At 72.5% G+C, this 22,171-nt stretch carries 23 protein-coding genes and 1 pseudogene; 10 read left to right on the forward strand and 14 right to left on the reverse strand.

Annotated elements, in window-relative coordinates; genetic code table 11:
• Positions 1-63 precede the first annotated feature (63 nt).
• The gene (locus RIU97_RS03500; RefSeq protein WP_404953265.1) at positions 64-708 is read right to left on the reverse strand and encodes a GAP family protein; all 645 of its coding nucleotides are present in this window, start codon (positions 706-708) and stop codon (positions 64-66) included.
• A gap of 341 nt (positions 709-1,049) precedes the next feature.
• Here RIU97_RS03500 and RIU97_RS03505 point away from each other — a divergent pair, with 341 nt between their 5' ends.
• Genes RIU97_RS03505 through RIU97_RS03515 form a run of 3 tightly spaced genes read left to right on the forward strand, consistent with a single transcriptional unit; the run spans position 1,050 to position 2,911 of the window.
• Positions 1,050-1,706 (forward strand): TetR/AcrR family transcriptional regulator, encoded by a 657-nt coding sequence (locus RIU97_RS03505; RefSeq protein WP_404953266.1) that lies wholly within the window; start codon positions 1,050-1,052, stop codon positions 1,704-1,706.
• Complete coding sequence (locus RIU97_RS03510; protein ID WP_404953267.1) at positions 1,696-2,313, forward strand: hypothetical protein; 618 nt, start codon at positions 1,696-1,698, stop codon at positions 2,311-2,313. The genes RIU97_RS03505 and RIU97_RS03510 overlap by 11 nt, the downstream gene beginning before the upstream one ends.
• Complete coding sequence (locus RIU97_RS03515; protein WP_404953268.1) at positions 2,306-2,911, forward strand: GNAT family N-acetyltransferase; 606 nt, start codon at positions 2,306-2,308, stop codon at positions 2,909-2,911. Before RIU97_RS03510 ends, RIU97_RS03515 begins: the two co-directional genes overlap by 8 nt.
• A 51-nt stretch (positions 2,912-2,962) precedes the next feature.
• On the opposite strand, the gene RIU97_RS03520 is transcribed toward RIU97_RS03515, so the two are convergent.
• The 6 genes and pseudogenes from RIU97_RS03520 to RIU97_RS03545 form a co-directional block, all read right to left on the reverse strand.
• Entirely contained in the window at positions 2,963-3,310 is a 348-nt protein-coding gene (locus RIU97_RS03520; protein ID WP_404953269.1) for a GNAT family N-acetyltransferase, read from the reverse strand.
• A gap of 149 nt (positions 3,311-3,459) precedes the next feature.
• Complete coding sequence (locus RIU97_RS03525) at positions 3,460-3,627, reverse strand: hypothetical protein (RefSeq protein ID WP_404953271.1); 168 nt, start codon at positions 3,625-3,627, stop codon at positions 3,460-3,462.
• A 116-nt stretch (positions 3,628-3,743) separates the two neighbouring features.
• Positions 3,744-4,901: a mechanosensitive ion channel family protein gene (locus tag RIU97_RS03530; protein ID WP_404953272.1), complete on the reverse strand. Its 1,158-nt coding sequence runs from the start codon at positions 4,899-4,901 to the stop codon at positions 3,744-3,746.
• Positions 4,902-5,095: 194 nt separating this feature from the next.
• On the reverse strand, positions 5,096-6,709 hold the full coding sequence (locus RIU97_RS03535) for a pyroglutamyl peptidase (protein ID WP_404953273.1): 1,614 nt from the start codon (positions 6,707-6,709) through the stop codon (positions 5,096-5,098).
• A pseudogene (locus tag RIU97_RS03540) lies at positions 6,706-7,483 on the reverse strand (carbohydrate ABC transporter permease). Before RIU97_RS03540 ends, RIU97_RS03535 begins: the two are co-directional and overlap by 4 nt.
• Positions 7,484-7,685: 202 nt before the next feature.
• Positions 7,686-8,702 carry a hydroxyacid dehydrogenase gene (locus tag RIU97_RS03545; RefSeq protein ID WP_404953274.1) on the reverse strand — a complete coding sequence of 339 codons (1,017 nt, stop codon included), beginning with the start codon at positions 8,700-8,702 and terminating at the stop codon, positions 7,686-7,688.
• Between the two features lie 205 nt (positions 8,703-8,907).
• Here RIU97_RS03545 and RIU97_RS03550 point away from each other — a divergent pair, with 205 nt between their 5' ends.
• A complete protein-coding gene (locus RIU97_RS03550; protein ID WP_404953275.1) occupies positions 8,908-9,825 on the forward strand; it encodes an NUDIX domain-containing protein in 918 nt (305 codons plus the stop codon).
• Positions 9,822-10,379, forward strand: coding sequence for an NUDIX domain-containing protein (locus RIU97_RS03555; RefSeq protein ID WP_404953276.1), 558 nt, complete (start codon positions 9,822-9,824; stop codon positions 10,377-10,379). The genes RIU97_RS03550 and RIU97_RS03555 overlap by 4 nt, the downstream gene beginning before the upstream one ends.
• A 3-nt stretch (positions 10,380-10,382) precedes the next feature.
• Here the strand turns inward: RIU97_RS03555 and RIU97_RS03560 are convergent, their stop codons facing one another.
• A complete protein-coding gene (locus RIU97_RS03560) occupies positions 10,383-10,958 on the reverse strand; it encodes a S1 RNA-binding domain-containing protein (protein WP_404953277.1) in 576 nt (191 codons plus the stop codon).
• A gap of 137 nt (positions 10,959-11,095) precedes the next feature.
• Between RIU97_RS03560 and RIU97_RS03565 the strand changes: the two genes are divergently transcribed.
• The gene (locus RIU97_RS03565; protein WP_404953279.1) at positions 11,096-11,446 is read left to right on the forward strand and encodes a hypothetical protein; all 351 of its coding nucleotides are present in this window, start codon (positions 11,096-11,098) and stop codon (positions 11,444-11,446) included.
• Positions 11,447-11,637: 191 nt separating this feature from the next.
• Here the strand turns inward: RIU97_RS03565 and RIU97_RS03570 are convergent, their stop codons facing one another.
• Entirely contained in the window at positions 11,638-12,396 is a 759-nt protein-coding gene (locus tag RIU97_RS03570) for a BTAD domain-containing putative transcriptional regulator (protein WP_404953280.1), read from the reverse strand.
• A gap of 142 nt (positions 12,397-12,538) precedes the next feature.
• A complete protein-coding gene (locus RIU97_RS03575) occupies positions 12,539-13,393 on the reverse strand; it encodes a helix-turn-helix transcriptional regulator (protein ID WP_404953282.1) in 855 nt (284 codons plus the stop codon).
• Between the two features lie 139 nt (positions 13,394-13,532).
• On the opposite strand from RIU97_RS03575, the gene RIU97_RS03580 reads away from it, so the two are divergent.
• A complete protein-coding gene (locus tag RIU97_RS03580; protein ID WP_404953283.1) occupies positions 13,533-14,312 on the forward strand; it encodes an NAD(P)H-dependent oxidoreductase in 780 nt (259 codons plus the stop codon).
• Positions 14,313-14,335: 23 nt separating this feature from the next.
• On the opposite strand, the gene RIU97_RS03585 is transcribed toward RIU97_RS03580, so the two are convergent.
• Complete coding sequence (locus RIU97_RS03585) at positions 14,336-14,779, reverse strand: zinc-binding dehydrogenase (protein ID WP_404953284.1); 444 nt, start codon at positions 14,777-14,779, stop codon at positions 14,336-14,338.
• A 147-nt stretch (positions 14,780-14,926) separates the two neighbouring features.
• On the opposite strand from RIU97_RS03585, the gene RIU97_RS03590 reads away from it, so the two are divergent.
• Positions 14,927-15,262: a hypothetical protein gene (locus RIU97_RS03590; RefSeq protein ID WP_404953285.1), complete on the forward strand. Its 336-nt coding sequence runs from the start codon at positions 14,927-14,929 to the stop codon at positions 15,260-15,262.
• 92 nt (positions 15,263-15,354) lie between these two features.
• Positions 15,355-15,888: a chloramphenicol phosphotransferase CPT gene (gene cpt, locus RIU97_RS03595; RefSeq protein ID WP_404953286.1), complete on the forward strand. Its 534-nt coding sequence runs from the start codon at positions 15,355-15,357 to the stop codon at positions 15,886-15,888.
• Between the two features lie 490 nt (positions 15,889-16,378).
• Here the strand turns inward: cpt and polX are convergent, their stop codons facing one another.
• From polX to RIU97_RS03610, 3 genes are all read right to left on the reverse strand, one after another.
• Positions 16,379-18,106 carry a DNA polymerase/3'-5' exonuclease PolX gene (gene polX, locus RIU97_RS03600; RefSeq protein WP_404953287.1) on the reverse strand — a complete coding sequence of 576 codons (1,728 nt, stop codon included), beginning with the start codon at positions 18,104-18,106 and terminating at the stop codon, positions 16,379-16,381.
• A 64-nt stretch (positions 18,107-18,170) separates the two neighbouring features.
• The gene (locus tag RIU97_RS03605; RefSeq protein WP_404953288.1) at positions 18,171-19,571 is read right to left on the reverse strand and encodes an aldehyde dehydrogenase family protein; all 1,401 of its coding nucleotides are present in this window, start codon (positions 19,569-19,571) and stop codon (positions 18,171-18,173) included.
• Positions 19,564-20,385, reverse strand: a complete 822-nt coding sequence (locus tag RIU97_RS03610) for a flavin monoamine oxidase family protein (protein WP_404962742.1) — start codon at positions 20,383-20,385, stop codon at positions 19,564-19,566. The genes RIU97_RS03605 and RIU97_RS03610 overlap by 8 nt, the downstream gene beginning before the upstream one ends.
• Between RIU97_RS03610 and RIU97_RS03615 the strand changes: the two genes are divergently transcribed.
• On the forward strand, positions 20,320-22,146 hold the full coding sequence (locus RIU97_RS03615) for an acetate--CoA ligase family protein (RefSeq protein WP_404953289.1): 1,827 nt from the start codon (positions 20,320-20,322) through the stop codon (positions 22,144-22,146). The two genes, RIU97_RS03610 and RIU97_RS03615, sit on opposite strands and share 66 nt — an antisense overlap.
• The last annotated feature ends 25 nt before the right edge of the window (positions 22,147-22,171 follow it).

Consider the following 22,171-nt stretch of genomic DNA (forward strand, 5'->3'; position numbering starts at 1 on the left):
GGCTTGGTGACGGTCCTGCACTCGGGGCGCGGAAGGGCACGCAGGCCCAAGTCGCACGTACGGTCAGGCGACCAGCTCATAGATGCCTCGGGCCGTCAGCCACAGGCCGACGAGCAGCGAGAGCGTGACGATCAGCTGCTCCTGGTGCTGCTCGAGCCACATCCGCAGGGCGTTCAGCCTGGCGCCCGCGGCCGCCGGCGCCCAGACGGTGTACGTCTCCATGACGATGAGGCCGAGCGTGGCCAGCAGGCAGTAGCCGGCTAGTGCGAGCCAGTCGGTGAGGGAGGAAAGGTCCGCGGCGACGACCGTCGCGGCGCCGGCACCGACCAGCGCCCAAGGCTGCAGCAGCCAGGCCAGCCCGGCGGCCGTGGCCAGTGAGGCGCCGTCCACCCGAGCGGTCCAGCGCGGCGGGCCGTGCGGGCGGGGCGGCCGACGGCGCCGGTGTGCGCCGTACAGCACCAGGCCCAGGCCGATGGCGAGTTTCACACACGCCGCGGCGGTCGACGGCGCGGTGTGGCGGGCCGGGGGCTCACCACCGGTCAGCAGCACCACGCACGCGATCACCACAACCAGGTTGGCAAGCCACGACAACAGGAACGCCAGGCCCTTGCGGACGCCACGCCGCGAGGAGAGCAGCAGGATGAAGGCGCTGTTGTGCAGAGGCCCCAGGGTGATGGCCATACCGATCACGACCAGGTCGAGGACCATCAGTGCAGTCCCTCCCGGAGGCCAAGGCCGTCTGCCGCCTTCGGACGGGTGAACCGGAGTACGGGGTCGGGCGGCGCTGTCACGACATCGCGTTCCGACTCTGCGGGCGGCGGCCCGACCGGTCAAGCAGGCCACGCGCACGTCCCCGAATGCCGCACGGCGAGAGGCAGGAGGTTCCTCGCCGCGATCACGGCGACCGTCGAGGACAGTGCCGGCAAGCTCCGCGAGCACCCGCGGGGTCGCCACCGCCGCGACGGCCAGCGGTGGCGGGGGCTGCAGCCCGTGCGGCAGGTGCACCACTGGGGTGTACTAGTAGTACACTCCAGTGGTACCGTACCGTCATGCCTCTCCCCCGTTTCGATCGCCTGTCCGCAGAGCGCCGAGAGCTCATCCTCGGGGTGGCGCGCCGGCACTTCGCCGAGCACGGCACCGAAGGCGCCTCGTACAACAAGATCATCGAAGCCGCGGGGGTCTCCAAGACCGCCGCCTACCACTACTTCGACGGCCGCGAGGACCTGCTCACCGCGGTCCTCGACGGGGTGCTCGAGCGACTGCTCGACGCCCTCGGCCCCTGGATCCCGGCCCGTGACGAGGCCGACTTCCGGTCCCGGTTCGCCTCCGGCTCCGTCGCCCTCGCCACCCACCTGCGGGACCACCCCGAGGACCTCGCCCTCGCCGACGCCGCCATCGGGCGCACCCACGCGGGCCCGTGGTTCGACTGGTTCGGTGCCCTCGTCACGGACGGGCAGCGGCTCGGGGTGATCCGTACCGACGTGGACCACGGGCTGCTGGTGTCGGTGACCGCGGCGGTCATCCGGGCCGCCGATGCCTGGGCCTTGGCCCGCATGACGACCGGGGCCGAGCCCCTCGCCGAGGGCGCGGACTTCCAGGAAGACGAGACCTCGGCACAGTTGTGGAGCCTGCTGCACGGCCTGTGGGGCGGGGCGGTCACCACGGCCGCCACCGCTGCCGGAGAGGAGTCGACCGATGCGCGCTGACCTGCGGATCTCCTGGGACATACCGGCCACCCCGCCCGGCCTCGCGGGACGCCTGGAGCGGTTCACGGGCCCCGGCAAGTCCCGTTCCGAGTCCGTCGTGGAGACCTTCGGCCTCCTCGGCTGCGCCCTGCTCCTGGCCGGCGGCCTGTGGACCTCGGGGGCCGCACGCGACTGGTCCACCGCGCAACTCGTCGTGGTCGCCCTGGCCGGGCTCGACCTGATCGGCGGAGTGCTGACCAACGCCACCAATGCCGCGAAGCGTTGGTACCACCGCGCCGGCCCCGGAGCCAGGCGCGCCCGACTGCTGTTTGTCTCCGCGCACCTGATCCACCTCGCCGCGATGGGGCTGGTCGTCCTGTCCGGTGACCTCGCCTGGACGCTGACCAACGCCGCGCTGCTGCTCGGCGGGGCAGTGGTCGTGGAATTCGCGCCCGTGCACCTCAGGCGGGTGGTGGCGATGGCCCTGTTGATGGCGGCCGTGGTGGTCAACCTCTTCTGGCTGCCGGTGCCCGCCGCGCTCGCCTGGTTCGCGCCGCTGTTCTTCCTGAAGCTGCTCGTCTGCCACCTCGTGCCCGAGGCGCCGCTGGAACGGAGGCGGGATGCGTGAGACCGGGGCCGAGCGTTCCTGGCGGATCGACACCGAGCCCGACCCGGCCGCCTGCGCCGACCTGCTGGCCTCCGCGTTCGCCCGGGAGCCCGCCGTCTCCTGGATCTGCGGCGACTCGGCCCCCGTACGCACCCACTGGTTCCGGGCCACCCTGCGCACTCACGCCGGCCTCGACGGGGCCCGCCGTACCGCGCTCGCGGGAGCGGACGGCCGGCTCCTCGCAGCGGCCGTCCTCACCCCGCCGGGCGCGATCCCGACGGCCGGCGCCCGCGCCGTCTGGGCGGCCCGTACCGGGCTGCGCTGCGGGCCGCGCGCCCTCGGCCGGACCCTGCGCTACCTGCACGCCACCGACGGGGGCGCACCCCCGGGGGCCTGGACGCTGGAGTTCGTCGGCGTCCGTCCCGACCTGACCGGACGCGGCGCCGGCCGCCTCCTCCTGGACCACGTCCTGGCCACCACACCCGCCCCCCAAGGCCTGTACCTGACCACGGCGGACCCGGCGAACGTCCCCCTCTACCGCCACTTCGGCTTCGCGACGCTGCGCACGACCCCGCTGGGGCCCCTGAGCGTCACGTCCATGGCCGGCACGTTCGCGTAGGCGTTCGCGGTTCGGTCGCGCAGACGAGTGCCGTCCGGTCGGCAGAACACCTCAGTCCGTAGGCCTGCCGACGAAGGTGTGGGTACGGGCGTACGTGGTGAAGCCCATGGATTCGTAGAGCCGCTTGGGGACGGGATAGGCGGCATCGCCCCGCGCATTGACGATGGCGCGCCGGCCACCGGCACGGGCGAAGGCATGCAGCACCGCGGTGCAGACGGCCAGGGCCAGGCCCTGACGGCGGTGGTCGGGACGGGTGCCGACCGGTTCGAACGCGCCGGTCGCGTTGGCCTCGTCATGCTGGGCTCGGATCGAATAGCCCTCCGGCAGAGGGGGAACGTCCGGCAGTTCAGTTTCACCGTGAGCGCGCCCCCCTCGATCCGGGCCGGCGCCGAATCCCACCCCAAGCCCGCCAAGATCTGCTTCACCCGCATCCCGTCGTCTGCTGATACTCGGGCGCGAGCACCTCTATGACGGCGTCCCTGGCCCGGTGCGGAACGACCGAGCCGGCGACCGCGCTGCGGGTCAACCCGTCATCCTGAACGGGCTGTTCACGAAGGACATGGGCCACCGTTTTCCCGCGCATCGGCCAGCCTCGTCAGGGTGTTCTCCGCCGCCGCGAGCGCGGTCTGCACCCGCTCGGCTTCCTCCCGCAACCGTGCGACCTCCTCGCGGGCCTTCTTCTCCCGAGCCTCCAGCATCCCGAGCACCGACGGCATGGCCACCTCCACGGACAAGATGAGCGGGCAAACTGCCTCCGCTCTCCCGCCTACAGACAGAGTTCACGCCCCTCCTTCCCGAACCAAGCGATCACGTTCGGAAAGCGGAAGCCCTCTCAGGGCCGCGGAACCTGGGTGAGGGCGTCACTTCTGCTTGCCGGTGGTGGCGAGGCGTCTGCGGACGCCGGTGACGGTGACGCCCCGCGCTGGTGGGGTACCGGTGTGCGCGGCGAGGACACCGGGAGCTCGTCCTGTTGGAGGGCGACCGTGCGGGTCGGGGCGGGGATCGAGATGCCCTCCGCACGGAACCGCCGGTGCAGGCGCTTGATGAACTCGTGCTTGATCCGGTACTGGTCGCTGAACTCGCCGACGCCCAGGATCACGGTGAAGTTGATGCGGGAGTCCGCGAACGTGTGGAAGCGGACGGCCCCTTCGTGGTCGGGGACCGCGCCGTTGATGTCGGCCATCACCCCGTCGACGACCTCGAGGGTCACCCGCTCGACGTGCTCCAGGTCGCTCTCGTATCCCACTCCCACCTGGACCAGGATCGAGAACTGCTGTTCCGGCTGGGTGAAGTTGGTCATGTTCGTCCGCGCGAGACGCCCGTTGGGGATGATGACCAGGTTGTTCGACAGGTTGCGCACCACGGTGTTGCGCCAGTTGATGTCGACGACGTACCCCTCCTCGCCGCTGGTGAGCCGGATGTAGTCACCGGGCTGTACGGTCTTCGAGGCGAGGATGTGCACGCCGGCGAAGAGGTTGGCGAGGGTGTCCTGGAGTGCCAGGGCCACCGCCAGACCACCCACGCCGAGGGCGGTGACCAGCGGCGCGATGGACACGCCGAGGGTCTCCAGGGCGACGAGCACGCCCATCACGAGGACCACGATCCGCGTGATGTTGACGAAGATGGACGCCGACGCGGCCACCCCGGTGCGCGCCCCCGCCACGGACTGGACGAGGCCCGCGACGACCCGCGCCGCGCTGAGCGTGGCGATGAGGATCAGCAGCGCGGTCAGGGACTGGTTCACGAATCCCGAGACCCGCGCGGTGAGCGGCAGGGTCGTGGCGGCCACCGCGGCGCCCGCGATGAGCGCGGCGCCCGGCGCGATGGTGCGCAGCGCGTCGACGATGACGTCGTCCCCCCGCCACCGGGTCCGCTCGGCGTGCCGGCCCAGCCACCGCAGGAGGGCGCGCAGCAGCAGCCCGGCCGCGGCGCCCGCCGCCAACGCGATGCCGGCGACCAGCCAGTCGTGCAGGATGAGATCGCGGTTCAACGGACCCCCTCCGCTGCGCGGCCCCGGCCCGGGGGCGTGGCGGCGGGCGCTGCCGGCCGTCGTATGAGGTGTGTCGTCACCTTGTCACCTGTCAGTTCGTCGTGCTGTGAGCCGCGTTCGGGCGTGTGTGCGCATCCGGAACGGGCTGCCATCCTGCCTCATGACGGGGTGACGCACCGCAGGCGGGGCGGCGGCTAACGCCGTACGGCGGCGTGTTCGAGGACGGCGCGGACCTCCGCGGTGATCGCGCTCTCGTTGCGTTCGAACTCGGGGCCGGTCAGCAGCTGGGGGTCGGCCGGCAGACCGGTGAGCACCGGGGTGTGGAGGTGGCCGCCGGGCAGGTGGGGGGCGAGTTCGGCGCGCAGCCGGTTGGAGCGGTAGGCGACCTCGTTGGACAGGTAGCCGCCCCCGCCACCCGCGACGGCCCGCGAGCCCGGCGTCGGGCCGTCGGCCCGGTCGACGGGGGCCGTGCCGCCCGCCGGGATCTCGGTCACCTCGGTGTTGAGGAGGACCGGGTACGGGGTCTGCACGGCGGCGGTCACCGCGTTGGCGGGCAGCGTGGTCCGGATGAACTCCGGGCCCGGGCCGAGGCCGGGGGCCGTCACCGGACGCTCGCGGGTGCCGCCGGAGAGGGCGCGCGCGTTGTCGGGGTACGGGTCGGCGGACCGCGCCCGCCCCGCCCAGTCCTCCAGGGTGAAGATGCCGGGGTAGCCCTGGCTGACGGTGGTGATGATGTCGGCCGAGGCGGGACCGGCGGCCAGGCGCGGGGCGAACGCCCGCTCCACCATGCCGGCGTCGAAGTCGGCGTACCGGACGGGCAGGACGACGGCGCGGATCTCGGCCGGGCTGCCGTCGGCGAGGGTCACGCGCCGACCGTTGAGCTGCAGGGCGGCCGATCCGGACGGGTTGGCGCGGCGGATCTCCGCGTCGAGCCCGAAGGGGTCGAACCCGCTGATGAAGATCCTTCGTACGCCGGGCGCCGTCCGGAAGGCGTTGTCGGTGAGGCCGCGTGAGGCGTCCTCGAAGCGGGCGCGGAGCGCCGCCCGATCGACGGTGAACTTCGGCTGCCAGCGTGCGAGCTCGGCGGTCATGCCGAGCCGCGCCCAGTACAGCGGCCGGTCGTCCCCGGGAGTGAGGTCGCCGCCGGGCCGCTGGCCCTGGGCCCGCAGTACGGAGGCCTGCCAGAGGGCCTGCCCCCAGGAGACGAGGAGCCGTTCGGCCTCGGCGGGGCTGCGCGTCGTGCACAGGGCGGCGGGGAACCGCCGTACGAAGTCCCCGAACCCGGCTCGCTCGACCAGGGCGGTGGAACGGGCGTCCGCGAGCCGCGCCTGTTCGGCGTCGAGCGGTACGGACGCCGGGGGGCGGCAGGCGGACCCGCCGTCGGCCGCGTGCGCGGGCGAGGCGACCACCACGGGGAGGACGGTGACGAGAAGGGCGGCGGCCGATGCCGCGCGGCGTAAGAACATCATGCGATGTGACATTACATAGCGACTGTCACCCTCACCAGGCGCACCGGCCGCAGCCGCCCGGACTGGCTCAACTCCGCCGCCCACACGTCCGGTTCGGCGCGCGGAGCAGGCGAAGAGGTCGCGGCGGTTCTTGGTGGCGGCGATGAGCAGCCAGCTGATCGGCATCAGCGTGTAGAGCGTCAGCATGATCAGTACGGTGTTCACGGCGGCCTTGGAGGCCCAGGCGCGGGGGGCGCGGGGGCCGGTCCGGTCAGGGCGGCGGCCCGTCGCCGTGGGGCGGGAGGGCGGCGCGGCAGCGGGGTCGGCGGCGGCGCCGGGGTGGACGGTCTCCGTGGTCATGCTTCCTGCCACCGCTTCCCGATCCGGGTCACCGCGCAGGACAGCGCCCCGGCCACCAGGGCCAGCAGCAGCGACGCGGCGGCGGCGCTCGCGTAGTCCTGGTCGATGAAGCCTTGCTGACGATGTACATGGTGGGCGACCAGTCGTTGCCGAGGGCCTGCGCCTTCTCGGAGAGCAGCTCGGGCTCGGTGAAGAGCTGGATCGCTCCGACACGGTGAACAGGACGGTCATGACCACCGAGGAGCGGATGATCGGGACCTTGATGCCGAGGGCGGTGCGCCAGGCGCCGGCGCCGTCGACCGTGGCGGCCTCGATGACCTCGTGGGGAACCGCCTGGAGCGCGGCGAAGAAGATCACCATGTTGTAGCCGACCCACTGCCAGACGGCGATGTTCACCATCGACGAGAGGGAGTTGCCGGGTGCGAAGAAGTTCCAGCTGCCGCCCGCGCCGTCGATCCACTCGATCACCGGGCTGAGTCCGGGGGTGTAGAGGTAGATCCAGATGATCGCGGCGATCAGTCCCGGCACGGCGTGCGGCAGGAAGAAGGCGAGCTGGAAGAAGCGCCTGGCCCGGGCGTAGGCGGAGTCGACGAGGAGGGCCAGGCCCAGCGCCCCGCCGATCATCACCGGGATGTAGGCGAGGCAGTACGCGGCGACGTTCAGGAACGACGTGCGGAACGCCGGATCGGCCAGCACCGCCGAGTAGTTCGCGAGGCCGGCGAAGGTGCGCTCGACGCCGCCGAACCCGAGCCCCGAGGACTGCTCCCGGTACAGGCCTTCATGTGAACTGCTCCTTGGCGAGTGGGCTGAACGGGTGAATCATTCGCTCAGGTGTCTTGAAGGTCAAGACCATCTGACTAATTGCTCAATACGATCATTTCGGCGGCCGCCGATGGTCCGTCAGGTAGCCCGATTCCGGCCAGGCGGTCCGTTGCCGGTCAGGCGGACCGATGCAGGTCAGGCGGACCGATGCAGGTCAAGCGGTCCGGTCGAGGTCCGTGCGGTACACCGGGTGCGCGAACGGCAGCCCGGCGGCGTAGCGGGCGATCTCGTCGATGGCGGAATCGGCCATCCTGTGCAGTTCTTTGCCGAGGGAGCCCGCGATGTGCGGGGTGAGCAGCACGTTCGGCAGGTCGTACAGCGGGGAGTCGGCCGGCAGGACCTCCGGCTCGGTGACGTCGATGACCCCGTGCAATCGGCCGGAGACCAACTCGTCGGTGACCGCGGCCCCGTCGACCAGGGAACCGCGGGCCGTGTTGATGAGGGTGGCGCCGTCGCGCATCAGTGCCAGCCGCCGGCGGTCGATCATCGAGCGCGTCTCCGGCAGCTCCGGCGCGTGCAGGCTGACCACGTCCGAGACCCGGCAGAGCTCGTCGAGCCCGACGGCACGGGCGCCGATTGTCTGAGCCTGATTTTCCTTCAGATAGGGGTCGTGAAGTAGGAGTTCGAGATCGTACGGGCTCAGGAGCTCGATCACCCGGCGGCCGATCCGGGAGGCGCCGACGATGCCGACGGTACGGCGGTAGTTGCCCACGTGGCCGTACCGCAGGTGCCAGTCGTGGTGGCTGCCCCGGACGCGGCGGTACTCCTCCCGCAGTTGCATCACGCGTTTGTTGGAGAGGAGGACCATCGCCACGGTGTACTCGGCCACGGGAAGGGAGTTGGCCAGCGCGGCGGAGGAGACGACGACGCCCCGGTCCCAGCAGGCTTCGGTGACCAGCTGTTTGACCGAGCCGGCCGCGTGCACGACGGCTTTGAGGCGCGGCGCGGCCGCCAGCGCCCGGGCGTCGACCGTGGGGGCGCCCCAGAAGGTGAGCAGGACCTCCGCCTCCGCGAGCGCCTGCGCGGCGTCGGGTCTGCCGAAGTCGTGGACGACGAGCTCCGGTTCGAGCTCGGCCACTTCCCGGAGCCGGCGGGCGGCGAGGTCGTCCAGCAGGCGGGAACGGAGCTCGGGGGCCATCGCGAGCAGGGTCCGCGGGCGGCGAACGGGCATCTGGGGCTCCTTGTGGCTGAGTGAGGCCGCGCCGACTCTATGAATCCAGATTCCGAGCGTCAAGATCCATCAATCGAATAGCTCTATTCGCTCACAACGATCGCCGAAAGTCGACGTACCCGACCGCCGCGCATTCGACGTCGGGCAGCGGGGCAGGATGTCGCCCGGGACGGGCCCGGATTCGAGGCACAAGAAGGAGACCGCCATGTCGTCCACCCCTTCCGCCGAACCGAGCGGTACAGCCGCCCTGTTGGTCAACTCGCGCGGCCAGTACCTGCTCCACCTGCGCGACGCCAACAAACCCCACATCTGCGATCCGGGGACGTGGAGCATCCCGGGCGGCGGCCGCGAGGGGAACGAGACCGCGCGGGAGACGATCGCGCGGGAGCTGAAGGAGGAGACCGGGCTGACGGTGCCGCTGGAACCGTTCACGGTCGTCGACTGCCACGGCCCCGACGGCACCACGGGCCGGATCCAGGTCTATCTCGGCGCCTGGGACGGCGATGCCGACGCCCTCCCGCTCAGCGAGGGGATCATGCTGCGCTGGTTCGACGCCCGTACGACGGCGCACCTGACGATGTGCACGTGGACGCAGCAGGTCATCGACCAGCACCGGGCACGGGTGGACGGGGCGGAACCGGGCCCGCGTACGGCGGCCACGGCGCCCGCCGGGAAACCGGGCGGCCGGGCCCTCCTCAACATCGTCGGGGCCCACCTCTACCTGGAGCGCGAAGGCCGCGTGCTGCTCGGACTGCGCCACCCCGACTCGGCCTTCGGCGCGTCGAACCACCACTTCCTCGCCGGCCACTGCGAGCAGGAGTCCGCGATCGCCTGCCTGGTCCGCGAAGCACGGGAGGAGGCCGGTCTGTTGCTGCGGGCCGAGGACGTCGAGCTCGCGCACGTCATGCACCTGGTCGACCCCCCGGGCTCGCGGCCGCGCCTGCAACTCGTCTTCCGCGCGCACCGGTGGGAGGGGACGGCGGAGGTCCGCGAGCCGGACAAGTGCGTGAGCTGGGACTGGTGGCCGGCGGACGCACTGCCGGAACCGATCGTGCCGTACGCCCGGGCCGCGATCGAGGGCATCCGGGCGGGCCGGCTCTACACCGAGATGGGCTGGCTGTGACCGCCGCCGGGCACCCGGGAGCCGTGGGCCGGTACACCCTCCCGGTCGACGTGCACCTGATCCTGCGCCGCGACGGCGAGCGGGGGCCGGAGGTCCTGCTGTCGCGGCGTGCGGGCCGGGTCTACGCGGCCGGGATGTGGCACCTGCCGTCCGGGCACCTCGACGGCCCGCACGAGGACGTGGTCGAGGCCGTGGTCCGGGAGGCCCGGGAGGAGACGGGCGTCCTCATCGACCTCGCGGACGTGGCGTCGGCGGTGACCGTCCACCACCGCGGTCCGCGGGGCCACGCCCGGCTCGGCCTGTTCTTCGAGGTCCGGCGCTGGGCGGGCGCGCCGGCGGTGCGGGAGCCGGAGGTGTGCGACGCGATGGGCTGGTACCGGCTCGACGACCTGCCCGAGCCGATCATCGCGTACTGCCGGGCCGGTCTCGACGCGTACGCGGCCGGGCGGCCGGCGGCCGTCCACTTCCAGCACCTCGGCGACCCGATCCCCTACCGGCCCGCCGGCCCACGCCGCACCCGGCTCCTGAACGGCGCGGGGCCCGAGGGCCCCTGACCGTCACCGGAGGCCGGTCGGCACCTGTCGCTGGGACAGGGAGACCGTGCGTCGCACCCGGTCGGTCGCGGTGACGACCACCCTGACCGGGTCACCGACCCGAACGGCGTTCTCCGGGGATTCGACGGGCTCTCCGGCGAATTCCCGGAGGTGAAGCAGTCCTTCGATGCCGTCGGCGACCTGGACGAACACCCCGAACGGCACCAGCTTGGTGACCTTCCCCTCGAGTACCCGGCCCGCGGCAACGGCGTCGGCGAACACCGGAAAGGGGTCCGGCTGCATCGCCCGCAGGGACAGCCTGGCCTCTCCGTTCCACGTGTCGAACTGGAGGAACTCACATGCGACGCGCTGCCCGACCTCGACGACCTCCGATGCCTCTTCGAAGCGACGCCAGGACAGCTCGGGGATGCCGATGAACCCGACTCCGGGGAAGACGGGGTGCTCGGGGCCTTCGTCCAGCGCCACGAACACCCCGAACGGTTCGATGGCCGCGACCGTGCCGGCCAGCACCTCCCCCGGCTGCAGCAGTTCCAGGAACGACCAGAGTTCCGGGTTCTCGGCGGGAGTGATCGCGCTCATGCCCCGAAGGCTCTCACGGGCCCGTCCATATCCCGGCGTGTAGGGAGGATATAGGGCCGCCGGAGAGGCTGCACGCATCGGGCCGGCCGGCGTGTCGCCGGGTGGCCGCCTCCTTCGAGCCGTCGGAAGGCCTCGTCATGAAATCAGTGAGCCGCACCCTCCGGAACGCCACCGCCGTCCTCGCCTTCGTCGGCGCGGCCGTCTCGCTTGCCGTGCAGCCCGCCGTCGCGCACAGCGGCTCCTTCTACAAGAAGCGCAGCGGATGCGTCTACACGGGAGGCCTCTCGGCCGGCCACGAGTACGCGTGGACCAGGAAGGACTCGGGCGACTGCGCCGGTCACGCCTGGCTGAGGGTGAAGTTCTCCAACGGGCAGTGGTCCGACGAGGTCCACGAGTCGCGCAGTGTGAGCATCACCGCCAACTGGGGCGGAATCGCGGAGGCTTGGCACAAGACCCAGGCCGGCGAGTCCTGGGTCAGGTCCCACTAGCACGGCGCGCTGATGGGGCCCGGCGGGCGGTGTCACCGAGAATTGCCGCGCCGCTCATTCGGACGCCGTGGCGGACGCGTATACGGAGGACAATGCGTCCCCCATGGCACCGGACCTGATGACGCCCGTTCGCGGCTGCCCGGCCTAAATGGGGAATCGAGATTTCCGGCAGGGAAACGGCGCGGCCGCGCCTACAGGTCCTGCTCCTCGTCCCCGTCGAGAATGCGCTTCTCCAGCTCCCGCAGCAGTGCGCCCGGGTCCAGTCCGAGGTCCTCCGCGAAGAGCCGCCGGGTGTCGCGGCACTGTTCCAGCGCCTCCGCCGCCCGCCCCGTGCGGTACAGGGCCAGGACCAGCTGCTCGTGGAAGCGTTCGCGGTACGGATGATCGGCGAGCAGCAGCCGCAGCCTGCCGATGAGGTGGGCGTGGTCGCGCAGGGCCAGGTCGATGTCGATCTGCTGCTCGATGGCCTCGAGCCGTAGTTCGGCGAGGTAGGCGGCAGCGTCGCGCAGGGCCGGATGGTCGGCGAAGTCGGCGTACGCCGGACCGCGCCACTCGGCGAGGGCCTCACGGTTGAGCCGTGAGGCCCGCGCCAGGTCGCCCCGCTCCAGGGCGCGGCGGATGTCGGGCATGCGGGTGAGGAAGCGCCACGCGTCGACCTCCTCCGGTGCCACCTCCAGTACGTATCCGCGCTGCCGCGCGGTCTGCAGCCGGCCCGGTCCCAGCGCTCTGCGGATCCGGTGGACGTGGAGGTGGATGTTCGCGGTCGCGGAGGCGGGCGGGGTGTCTCCCCACAGGGCGTCGGCGAGTCGGTCCACGCTGACGGCATGCCCGGCGTGCCGGAGCAGGACCACGAGGACCAACTGCTGTTTCGGCGATCCCAAATCGACCTGTCGCCCCGCCAATTGTCCGTCGAGCCGTCCGAGAACATGCAAGTCCAACGCGTCCGACACCAGTTCCGCTCCCCCGGTGCAGCATGGTGTGACCTTTCGGTCGATGGACGCTACCGGCCCGCCTTGTCCCGGTAAAGAGCGCAAAATGCAGGCCGGTTGGAGGATTTCCGGCCATCAAAGGAATGGGGCGTGCGTCGTCGGTTTACCCGCGGAACTGAGCGTTCATTGCGGGGTGCACATGTGCGTCACCGGTGTCCGCGCCCAGGCCTGCGAGCAGGCGCAGCCCGTCCTCGGCGGGGCTGCCGGGGGCCGCGGACAGCACCAGCAGCTCCATGCTCGTTTCGTCCGGTAGTGCGAAGTTCTCCTGGTGCAGTTCCAGCAGTCCGACCAGCGGGTGCCGGTACGCCTTGCGTCCATGGGTGCGGGCGCGCACGTCAGCGCGGGCCCAGAGGCGGCGGAAGCGCTCGCTGCCCATCGCCAGTTCGCCGATGAGCGAGGCCAGGCGGGGATCCTCGGGGTACTTGCCGGCGGCCAGGCGCAGGTGCCCGACCACGTCGAGGGTGCACGTCTCCCAGTCCGCGTAGAGGCCGCGCTCGGCCTCCTCGAGGAAGATGTGCCGGGCGGTGTTCAGGCCCGGCACCGGCCGGCCGTAGAGGAGCCCGGCGAGGCGGTTCCCGGCGAGCACGTCCATGCGGTGGTCCATGATCAGCGCGGGTGCGCCGACGACGAGGTCGAGGACGCGCAGCAGCTCCGGCCGGACCCTCCCGCCCGGTGCCTTCGCGCGGCGGCAGCGCTGCCGGGCGAGCCGGCAGAGGTGCCCGCGTTCGGTCTCGTCGAGGCCGAGGACGCGGGCGAGCGCGTCGAGGACCTGCTCGGAGGGCTGGGTCGCGCGGCCCTGCTCCAGGCGTACGTAGTAGTCGACGCTGACTCCGGACAGGTGCGCGACCTCTTCGCGGCGCAGCCCTTCGACGCGGCGGCGGCTGTCGGTGCGTATGCCGACAGCGGTCGGGTCGACCCGGGAGCGCCGGGTCCGCAGGAAGCCCGCGAGATCATCCATGCCCCAAGTATGGCCCCGGCGGCGCCCGTGAAGGTGGTCCTGCCGGTACCAGGAAGTCCCGTCCTACGGAAGAGGCGCCCCTGAACGCCGGGCGCCGCGGCGTCCAGGATCGAAGGCATCCGATCCGAAGGAGTTTCCCGTGAAGACGCTGATCGTCCACGCCCACCCGGAGCCGAAGTCGCTCAACAGCTCGCTGAAGGACCTCGCGGTGTCCACCTTGGAGGCCGCCGGGCACGAGGTACGGGTGAGCGATCTGTACGCGATGAACTGGAAGGCGGTCGTGGACGCCGCGGACTACGGCCCCGACGCCTCGAGTCCGCTGAAGGTCGCCCTGGACTCGGGCCGGGCCTTCGAGGCAGGGACGCTCACCCCGGACGTCCTCGCCGAGCAGGAGAAGCTGCTGTGGGCCGACACGATCATCTTCCAGTTCCCGATGTGGTGGTACTCGATGCCGGCGATCCTCAAGGGGTGGGTGGACCGGGTGTTCACCTACCGCTTCGCGTACGGCGTCGGTGAGCACAGCGCCACCAAGTACGGCGAGCGCTTCGGCGAAGGCACCCTCGCGGGCAGGAGGGCCCTGCTGTCGGTGACCGTCGGCGGCCCGGAGTCGCACTACGCCGCCCGCGGGATCAACGGCCCCATCGAGGACCTGCTGTTCCCGATCCACCACGGCATCCTCTACTACCCGGGCATCGAGTCGCTGCCGCCGTTCGTGCTGTACGGCTCCGACCGGATGAGCGGCGAGGACTACGCGGTCGCCGCCAAGGCCTGGGAGCAACGCCTGCTCACCCTGGAGTCGACCGAGCCGATCGCGTTCCGGCGGCAGAACTTCGGTGACTACGAGATCCCCTCGCTGCACCTGAAGGAGGGTCTGGAGCCCGCGGGCCGCACGGGCTTCGGCCTGCACGTGCGCGGCTGACCGCCGGCGCTGGAGCGGCGTGGTCACGAGGGCTGCGGAGAGGCTACGGAGCTCCCACCTGCAGGACGATCCCGCCCTGCAGGTGCCCCCGCCCGGCACGGTCGTGCCGCGGCACGTTCGGGGTGGTACTCGCCGGGGAAGACCGGGGCGGTCCGGCCGCCGCGGCGCAGCACGGGCAGCACGGGCAGCGACCGATGGCCGTCCGGGCCGCCCACGGTGACGATCAGCACGTCCACGTCCACGTCCCGTACGACGTCCGCGGCCGCGGTCCGCGTGTGGCCCACGAACCGGTCGGCGCCCAGCTCCCTCGGGAACGCCTCGTGGCGCCCGGAGGCCACGGCGATCACCCGGGCGGCGCCCGCGAGTCGGGCCGGTTGGACCGCGCAGTGTCCCACTCCCCCGCCCGCACCGTTGACGAGGACGGTGTCGTCCGGTCCCAGGCGCAGGTGCTCGACGACGACGCTCACCCCGGTCCGGGTACCACCGCCCCCCGATGTTGAACGCGTTCAAGTCCTCTGGCAGTATCTCCGGCGGGGAGCCGGTGGGCGGTGCCGCGTGGGCACGGTCCACTCCCCCTCGGCATGGGCTGCTTCTGCGCCCGGAGAGAGTGCGACGTGATCATCTTCTTGGTTGTCTTCTTGGTCGTGGGCCTGTTCCTCGCCGTCGCGCCGGGTGGCGCCGTCGGATACTTCTTCGTCGCGGTGAGCCGCCGGCTGTCACTCGGCGCCAGGATTCCCCTGCTGGTCGTACTGGCGGCAGCCACGGGAGGGATGTGGCTGACCCTGATGGGAGACGCCGGCTACTGGCAGCCGACCGCCGCGGCCCTGTCGTTCGCCGCCACACTCGTCTCCGGGGCCGTTTCCCTCGCGCACGAGGCCAACAAGAAGCGTGCGCGGCACCTCCCTCCCGTGACCTGGCCCGGCTGGTACCCGCCCGCCGGCCCGCGGTAGCCGGTCAGCCGTCCGGGCCGCCGGCCGCCGCGAGGGACGTCCCGGGCGAAAATCGCTTCGGGCGCCGCGGCGGTCGCCCCTACCGTGACCTGATGACGACTCAAGTGATCGTGTTGAACGGCGGGTCCAGCTCGGGCAAGTCCGGGATCGTCCGCTGCCTGCAGGCGGTCCTGCCGGAACCGTGGCTCGCCGCCGCCATCGACTCGCTGATCGAGGCGATGCCCGCCTCCCTGCAGACGTCGGTCGCGGGAATCGAGTTCGCCGCGGACGGCGGCGTGAAGATCGGATCGGAGTTCCGGCGGCTGGAAGCGGCGTGGATGGCGGGAGTCGCCGCGATGGCCCGTGCGGGCGCCCGGATCATCGTCGACGACGTCTTCCTCGGCGGAGCGGCCTCCCAGGAGCGGTGGCGGAAGGCCCTGGACGGTCTGGACGTGCTGTGGGTCGGCGTCACGTGCGCGAGCACGGTCGCCGCAGGGCGCGAGATCGCCCGCGGGGACCGGACCCCGGGAACGGCTGCCACCCAGGCGGAGCTCGCCCACCGCGGCGTGGTCTACGACATGCAGGTCGACACCACGCACACGGAGTCCCTGGACTGCGCGCGGGCCATCGCCTCCCGCGTCCTGTGACTGTCGCGGCCCGCCGCCCTGGTACCTCCCTCCAGCGCTCGAGGCGCATCTGCCACTGGATCCTGGAAATCCACCTCGTGGACGAGCGGCACGGCTTCGGCCGCCCGCTCCTCGACTGCCCTGCGGCTCTCGCAGTCGTGGCGGCCGTGGCGCAAGGAAGCCCCTGCATGGGGCGTCTTCGCGGCGGGGCTCCTCGACCACCTCCCCCGCCCGCGCACCGCCCTGCGCGAATGGGCGCGCGTCAGGGCACCGGGCGGCACCCTCGTCCTCTTCCATCCGGCGGGCCGGGCCGAGCGGGCCGCCCGCCACGGGCGGCCCCTCAGCCCCGAGGACCCGCTCGCCGACCCCAACCTCCGGCCGGAGCTCGACGCCACGGGCTGGCGGCTCACGGCGTACGACGACGCCGAACAGCACTTCCTCGCCCGGGCCGTCCTCGCGCGCTGACGGTACTTCCGGCGTAACCGGCCCATTTCGGCAGCGGCCGCCGGCCTCAGGCACCCTTCTTGCTCAGGAACCGCCGCAGCCGCGTCAGGGGCCACGCGTTGATGACGTCGTCCGCGGTCAGCCAGCCGCGCTGCGCGGTCGCCACCCCGTAGCGCATGTACGGCAGATGCGTGGTGGCGTGCGCGTCGGAGTTCACGGCGAACTTCACTCCGTACCGCTTCGCGCGCAGGACGTCCTCGTCGCACAGGTCGAGCCGTTCGGGATGCGCGTTGATCTCCAGCGCGGTGCCCGCCCGCGCGCAGGCCTCGAAGACGGCGTCGAAGTCGGCGTCGATGCCCGGGCGTTTGCCGATCCTCCGGGTCGTGGGGTGGCCGATGACGGCGACGTTCGGGTTCTCGCAGGCGCGGATGAGGCGGCGGGTGAGTTCCCGCCGGCTCTGGTTGAAGTGGGAGTGGACGGAGGCCACGCAGATGTCGAAGTCCGCGAGGAACTCGTCGGGCCAGTCCAGGGTGCCGTCCGGGCCGATGTTGAGCTCCGTGCCGTGCAGCAGCCGCATCCTGTGGTGTGCGCCGTCCAGTGCCCGTACCCGCTCGCGCTGGGCGAGGATCTTCTCGCTGGTCATGCGCTGCATGGAGAGGTTGGGGGCGTGGTCGGTCACCGCGTAGTAGGCGTATCCGCGGGCGGCAGCGGCGGCGATCATGTCCTCCAGCGGGGCCAGCCCGTCGGTGAGGTCGGTATGGGTGTGCAGATCGCCGCGGATGTCCTTCTCCGTGAGGAGGTCCGGGAGTTCGCCGCGCAGCCCGGCCGCGATCTCGCCGCGGTCCTCGCGCAGCGTCGGGGGGATCCAGGGCAGCCCCAGCCTGGCGTAGACCGCCTCCTCGGTCTCGGAGGTGATGTTCTCGCCGCTCTCTGCGTCGAAGAGGCCGTACTCGGAGAGCTTGAGGCCCTGGCGCACCGCGAGTTCGCGGGTGCGGATGTTGTGCGCCTTGGATCCGGTGAAGTACTGGAGCCCGGCGCCCCAGGAGGCGGGCGGCAGGACGCGCAGATCGACCTGGAGGCCGGTGGCGGTCCGTACGGAGGTCTTCTTCTGCCCGTGAGCGATGACCTCGGCCGTCTGGGGGAGGGCGGTGAGCGCGTCCATGAACGGGGCCGACCGGCGGGCCGCCACCAGGATGTCGACGTCGCCGATGGTCTCCCTCATGCGGCGCAGGGACCCGGCGTACGTGCACCGGACGCAGCCGCGGATCTCCGAGAGTTCGGCGACGAGCTGTTCGGCGACGTCCATGGCCGCGCTGACGAGGATCCGGCCCTCGCCGGCCTTCTGCAGCACCGCGATGCCGTGCAGGATGTTGTCCTCGGTCCGCTCGCCGAAGCCCTTCAGATCGCGCAGCCGTTCCTGCTGGATGGCGTCGAGCAGCTGGTCGACGGAGCTGATGCCCAGCTCCTCGTACAGCACCATGGCCTTGCGGGGCCCGAGCCCCGGAATCGTGATCAGCTCGCGCACTCCGGGCGGCACGGACGCCCTGGCCTCGTCGACGACGGTCATGCGGCCGGTCCGCAGGTATTCGAGGATCTTGTCGGCGACCGACCTGCCGACGTTGGGGATCTCGCGCAGACCCTTGGCGTCGAGCGTGGACACGTCCTCCGGGTGGCCCCCGACGGCCCGGGCGGCCTTCTCGTAGGCGCGCGCCTTGAAGGCCTCCCCGCCCCGGATCGCGATGAGGTCCGCGTACTCCTGGAGCAGAGTCTCGACCTGGTCGTTGGCTCGGACCATGCCTCCAGGGTGCCCCGCGGGCCGCGCACGGGCACGTCGGACGCCAGGGGGCGAAGCACCGAGGTCAGAGCATGACGTGCTTGGCCTGGGTGTAGTCCAGGAGGCCGGACAGGGAGAGGTCGCTGCCGTAGCCGGAGTGTTTGACCCCGCCGTGGGGCATCTCGGAGACGGTGGTGCCGTGGGTGTTCACCCAGACGATGCCGGTGTGGAGGGCGCGGGTGGCGCGCATCGCCCGGTCGTGGCCGGTGGTCCACACGCTCGCGGCCAGGCCGAAGCGGACGGCGTTGGCCAGGTGCAGGGCCTCGGCCTCGTCGGCGAAGGGCTGGACGGTCACCACCGGGCCGAAGGTCTCCTCCTGCACGATCTCGTCGTCCTGGCGGACCCCGGCGACCACGGTGGGCGCGTGGAAGAAGCCGGGGCGGGGCAGCCGGCCGCCGCCGGTGACGATCTCGGCGTGCGCGGGCAGGCGGTCCAGCAGGGTCTGCACCGAGGCGAGCTGGGCCGCGTTGTTGAGGGGCCCGAAGTCGACGCCGGTTCGGAGCTCGGCCGCTTCGGCGGCGAAGGCCGCGAGGAAGGCGTCGTGGATCCGGTGGTGGACCAGGAGCCGGGTGGGCGCGGTGCAGTCCTGGCCGGCGTTGTAGTAGGCGACCGCCGCGAGGGCGGCGGCGGTGGCCGCCACGTCCACGTCCTCGTGGACCAGGACGGGCGCGTTGCCGCCGAGTTCCAGGTGGACCCGTTTGAGGCCGGCCGCCGCGGCCGCCGCGATCTCCTGGCCGGCGCGGACGCTGCCGGTGACCGCGATCAGGGCGACGTCCGGATGGGCGGTCAGCGCCCGGCCGGTGTCCCGGTCGCCGCAGACCACGTTGAGCACCCCCGCCGGCAGGTGTTCCGCGGCGAGCCGGGCCAGGAGCACGGCGGAGGAGGGCGTGGTGTCGGCGGGCTTGAGCACGGTGGTGTTCCCGGCGGCGATCGCCGGGGCGATCTTCCACGCGGCCATCATCAGCGGGTAGTTCCAAGGGGTGATCTGGGCGCAGACGCCGACCGGTTCGCGGCGCAGCAGGGAGGTGCGGCCCTCGGTGTACTCGGCGGCGACGGCGCCGGGGAGGTTGCGTGCGGCGCCGGCGAAGTAGCGGACGGCGTCCACGATCGCGGGCAGTTCCTCGGTGCGGAACTGTTCCGGGGGTTTGCCGGTGTCCGTGGTCTCGGCGGCCGTGAGGGCGTCCGCGTGTGCCTCGATGGCGTCGGCGATGCCGAGCAGGGCGCGCTGGCGGGTGGCCGGGGTGGTGGCGGACCAGTGCGGGTACGCAGCTGCCGCCGCGGCGCAGGCCGCGTCCGTGTCGGCGGGGCCGGAGCGCGGGGCGTGGCGGTGCACCCGGCCGGTGGCGGGGTCGGTCAGGGGCATCGTCGCGCCCGAGGCGGCGGGGCGGTCCGCTCCCCCGATGTGGTTGTGCAGGGGGTCAGCCATTGCGCAGTGCCTCCTCGGCGGCGGCGCGTCCGGTGCGGACGGCGCCTTCCATGTATCCGGCCACCCACTGGTCGGATCCGCAGACGTAGAACGGCGGTTCGTGGGTGCCGTGCCGGGGGCCGACGGCCATGACGTCGCCGGGGGTCCACTGGGTGACGTACCCCTGGGTCCACGGGTCGGTGCCCCACAGGCGCAGGTACGTGGCGAGCGGCCGGTGGGCCTCGTCGCCGTAGAGGCGGGCGATGTCGGCGAGCAGTTCGGTGGGGCGCAGCGGGGCGGGCGTGCCGAGGAGGACGCCGTAGCGTTCGGGCGGGACGAGGGCGGAGAGGATGCCTTCGCTCTGCGGCCAGGTGCTGCCGAGGACCCCTTCGCATTCGGAGAGGCCGCTGAGGCCGCGCTCGCGCCAGAAGGGCCTGTCGTACGCGGCGGTGAACTTGGCGGCGAGGGCGTGGCGCTGGTGGTGCAGGGAGGCGAGGCGTTCGTCGGACACGCCGGTGACGGCGACCGAGCGGAGCGGGCCGACGGGGAGGGCGCTGACGACGGCGCCGGCGGTCAGGGTTTCGCCTCCGGCCAGGCGTACGGTGCAGTGGCCGGGCCGGCGGATCGCGACCGCCTCGACGGGTGAGCCCGTACGGATGCGTCCGCCGAGGCCCTCGGCCATGCGCAGGGCCACGGTCGCCGATCCCTCGGCGACCCGCAGGCCCTCCCACGCCTCGTATTCGTAGTGGCCGGTGGCGGGTACGGCGGCGTGCTTGCGGAGGGCGGCGAGCAGGGAGGTCCGTTCGCAGGAGCCGTCGGCGAGGGCGCCCGCCAGCGCGCGGTCGTCGCCCGCGTCCGGGAAGCCGGAGCCGTCCTCGTCGGACCCAACTGCCTGGGCATCGCCGACAACACGACCGAGCTCTACCTCGCCTCGGACCGCTTCGCACCCGGCGGTGTCGCCCTGCTGAGCCAGAGCGGCAACCTCGCCCTCGAACTCCAGCTCCGCGGCGCCCAGCACGGCCTGGGCTTCTCCCGGTTCGTCTCGCTCGGCAACCAGGCAGACGTGACCCTGGTCGACCTCGTCGAGGACTGCGCCCGCCACGCGGCCAGCACGGCGATCGCCGTGTACGCCGAGGACTTCGGCGACGGCAGGGCCTTCGCCCGGGCCGCCGCCGCGGCGGGCAAGCCGGTGGTCCTGCTCACCGCCGGCCGGGGCACCGCCTCCGCGCGCAGCGCCCAGTCGCACACCGGGGCGCTCACCACCTCGGCCGACGTGGTGGCCGCCGCCTGCCGTGACGCGGGCGTGGAACTGGTGCGCACGCCAAGGGAGATGACGGTGGTCCTGGCCGCGCTGAGTGCCGGACCCGGCCACCCCCGTACGAAGGCACGCGCGAGCGGCGCCCGGACCGCGGTCTTCACCGACGGCGGAGGCCACGGTGCCATCGCCGCCGACGCCGCCGAGGACGCCGGACTCGGCGTGCCGGAACTGGGCGCGGCCACCCAGGCACGGCTGCGGACCGTGCTGTGGCAGCAGTCCGCGGTCGGCAACCCGGTCGACCTGGCGGGCATGGGCGAGCAGCAGCCCCTCTCGTACGCGGACACGGTGGCGGAGCTCCTCGCCGCCGACGAGGTCGACGCCGTCCTGATGACGGGCTACTTCGGTGGCTACGCCGCCTCGGAAGGCGGCCTCGGCAGCGGAGCATCCGGCGGCTCCGTCCTCGCGGAAGGGGAGACGCTGGCCGCGGAGAAGATCGTCACGCACCTCGCGGCCGCACCGAAGCCGCTGGTCGTGCAGTCGATGTATCCGCAGTCGCCGAGCTGCCGGGTGCTGGCCGGAGCCGGGGTACCGGTGTTCGCCGCCACCGAGGACGCGGCCCGCGCGCTGTCGGCGATGACCGGCCGGGCGGCGGCCGACAGCGCAGGGGAGCTCCCGGGGTTCCCCGCCCTGCCCGCTCCGGCCGCGCCGCTGCGGGACACCGGGTACCACGGGGTGCGTACGCTGCTCGCCGCCGCCGGTGTGCCGTTCCCGGCCGCGCGCGAGATCACCGACGAGGCCGGACTGCTGGCCGCCGCCGGGGAGTTCGAGGGCCCGTACGTGCTCAAGGCCCTGCACCTCCTGCACAAGTCGGACGCGGGCGGCGTCGCGCTGCGGCTGGCCGGCCGGGGGGCGCTCCTCGCCGCGTACCGGGAGATGCACGCCCGGCTCGGCGCCCCCGCCTACTCGGTCGAGGCGATGGCCGACCTCTCGGACGGCATCGAGCTGATCGTGGGCGTGAACCGTGATCCGCGGTTCGGGCCGGTGGCCATGGTCGGGCTCGGCGGCGTCCTCACCGAGACCCTGCGCGACGTGGCCTTCGCGCTCGCGCCCGTACCGGCGGGGCGGGCCGAGGCCCTGCTGCGCGGGCTGCGGACCGCGGCGCTGCTGGACGGCGTCCGCGGCCGGCCGGCCGTGGACGTGGCCGCCGCGGCCGCCGTGATCGAACGCATCACGACGGTGGCCGCGGCCCATCCGGAGATCGCCGAGCTGGAGGTCAACCCCCTGTTGGTACGCCCGGACGGCGCCCTGGCCCTGGACGCCCGGGCCGTCCTCGGCTGACCCCGGCCGGTCCCCGCTCCCCCGC

Origin of the sequence: Streptomyces sp. 147326, from assembly GCF_045000215.1 — a bacterium.
GTDB lineage: Bacteria > Actinomycetota > Actinomycetes > Streptomycetales > Streptomycetaceae > Streptomyces.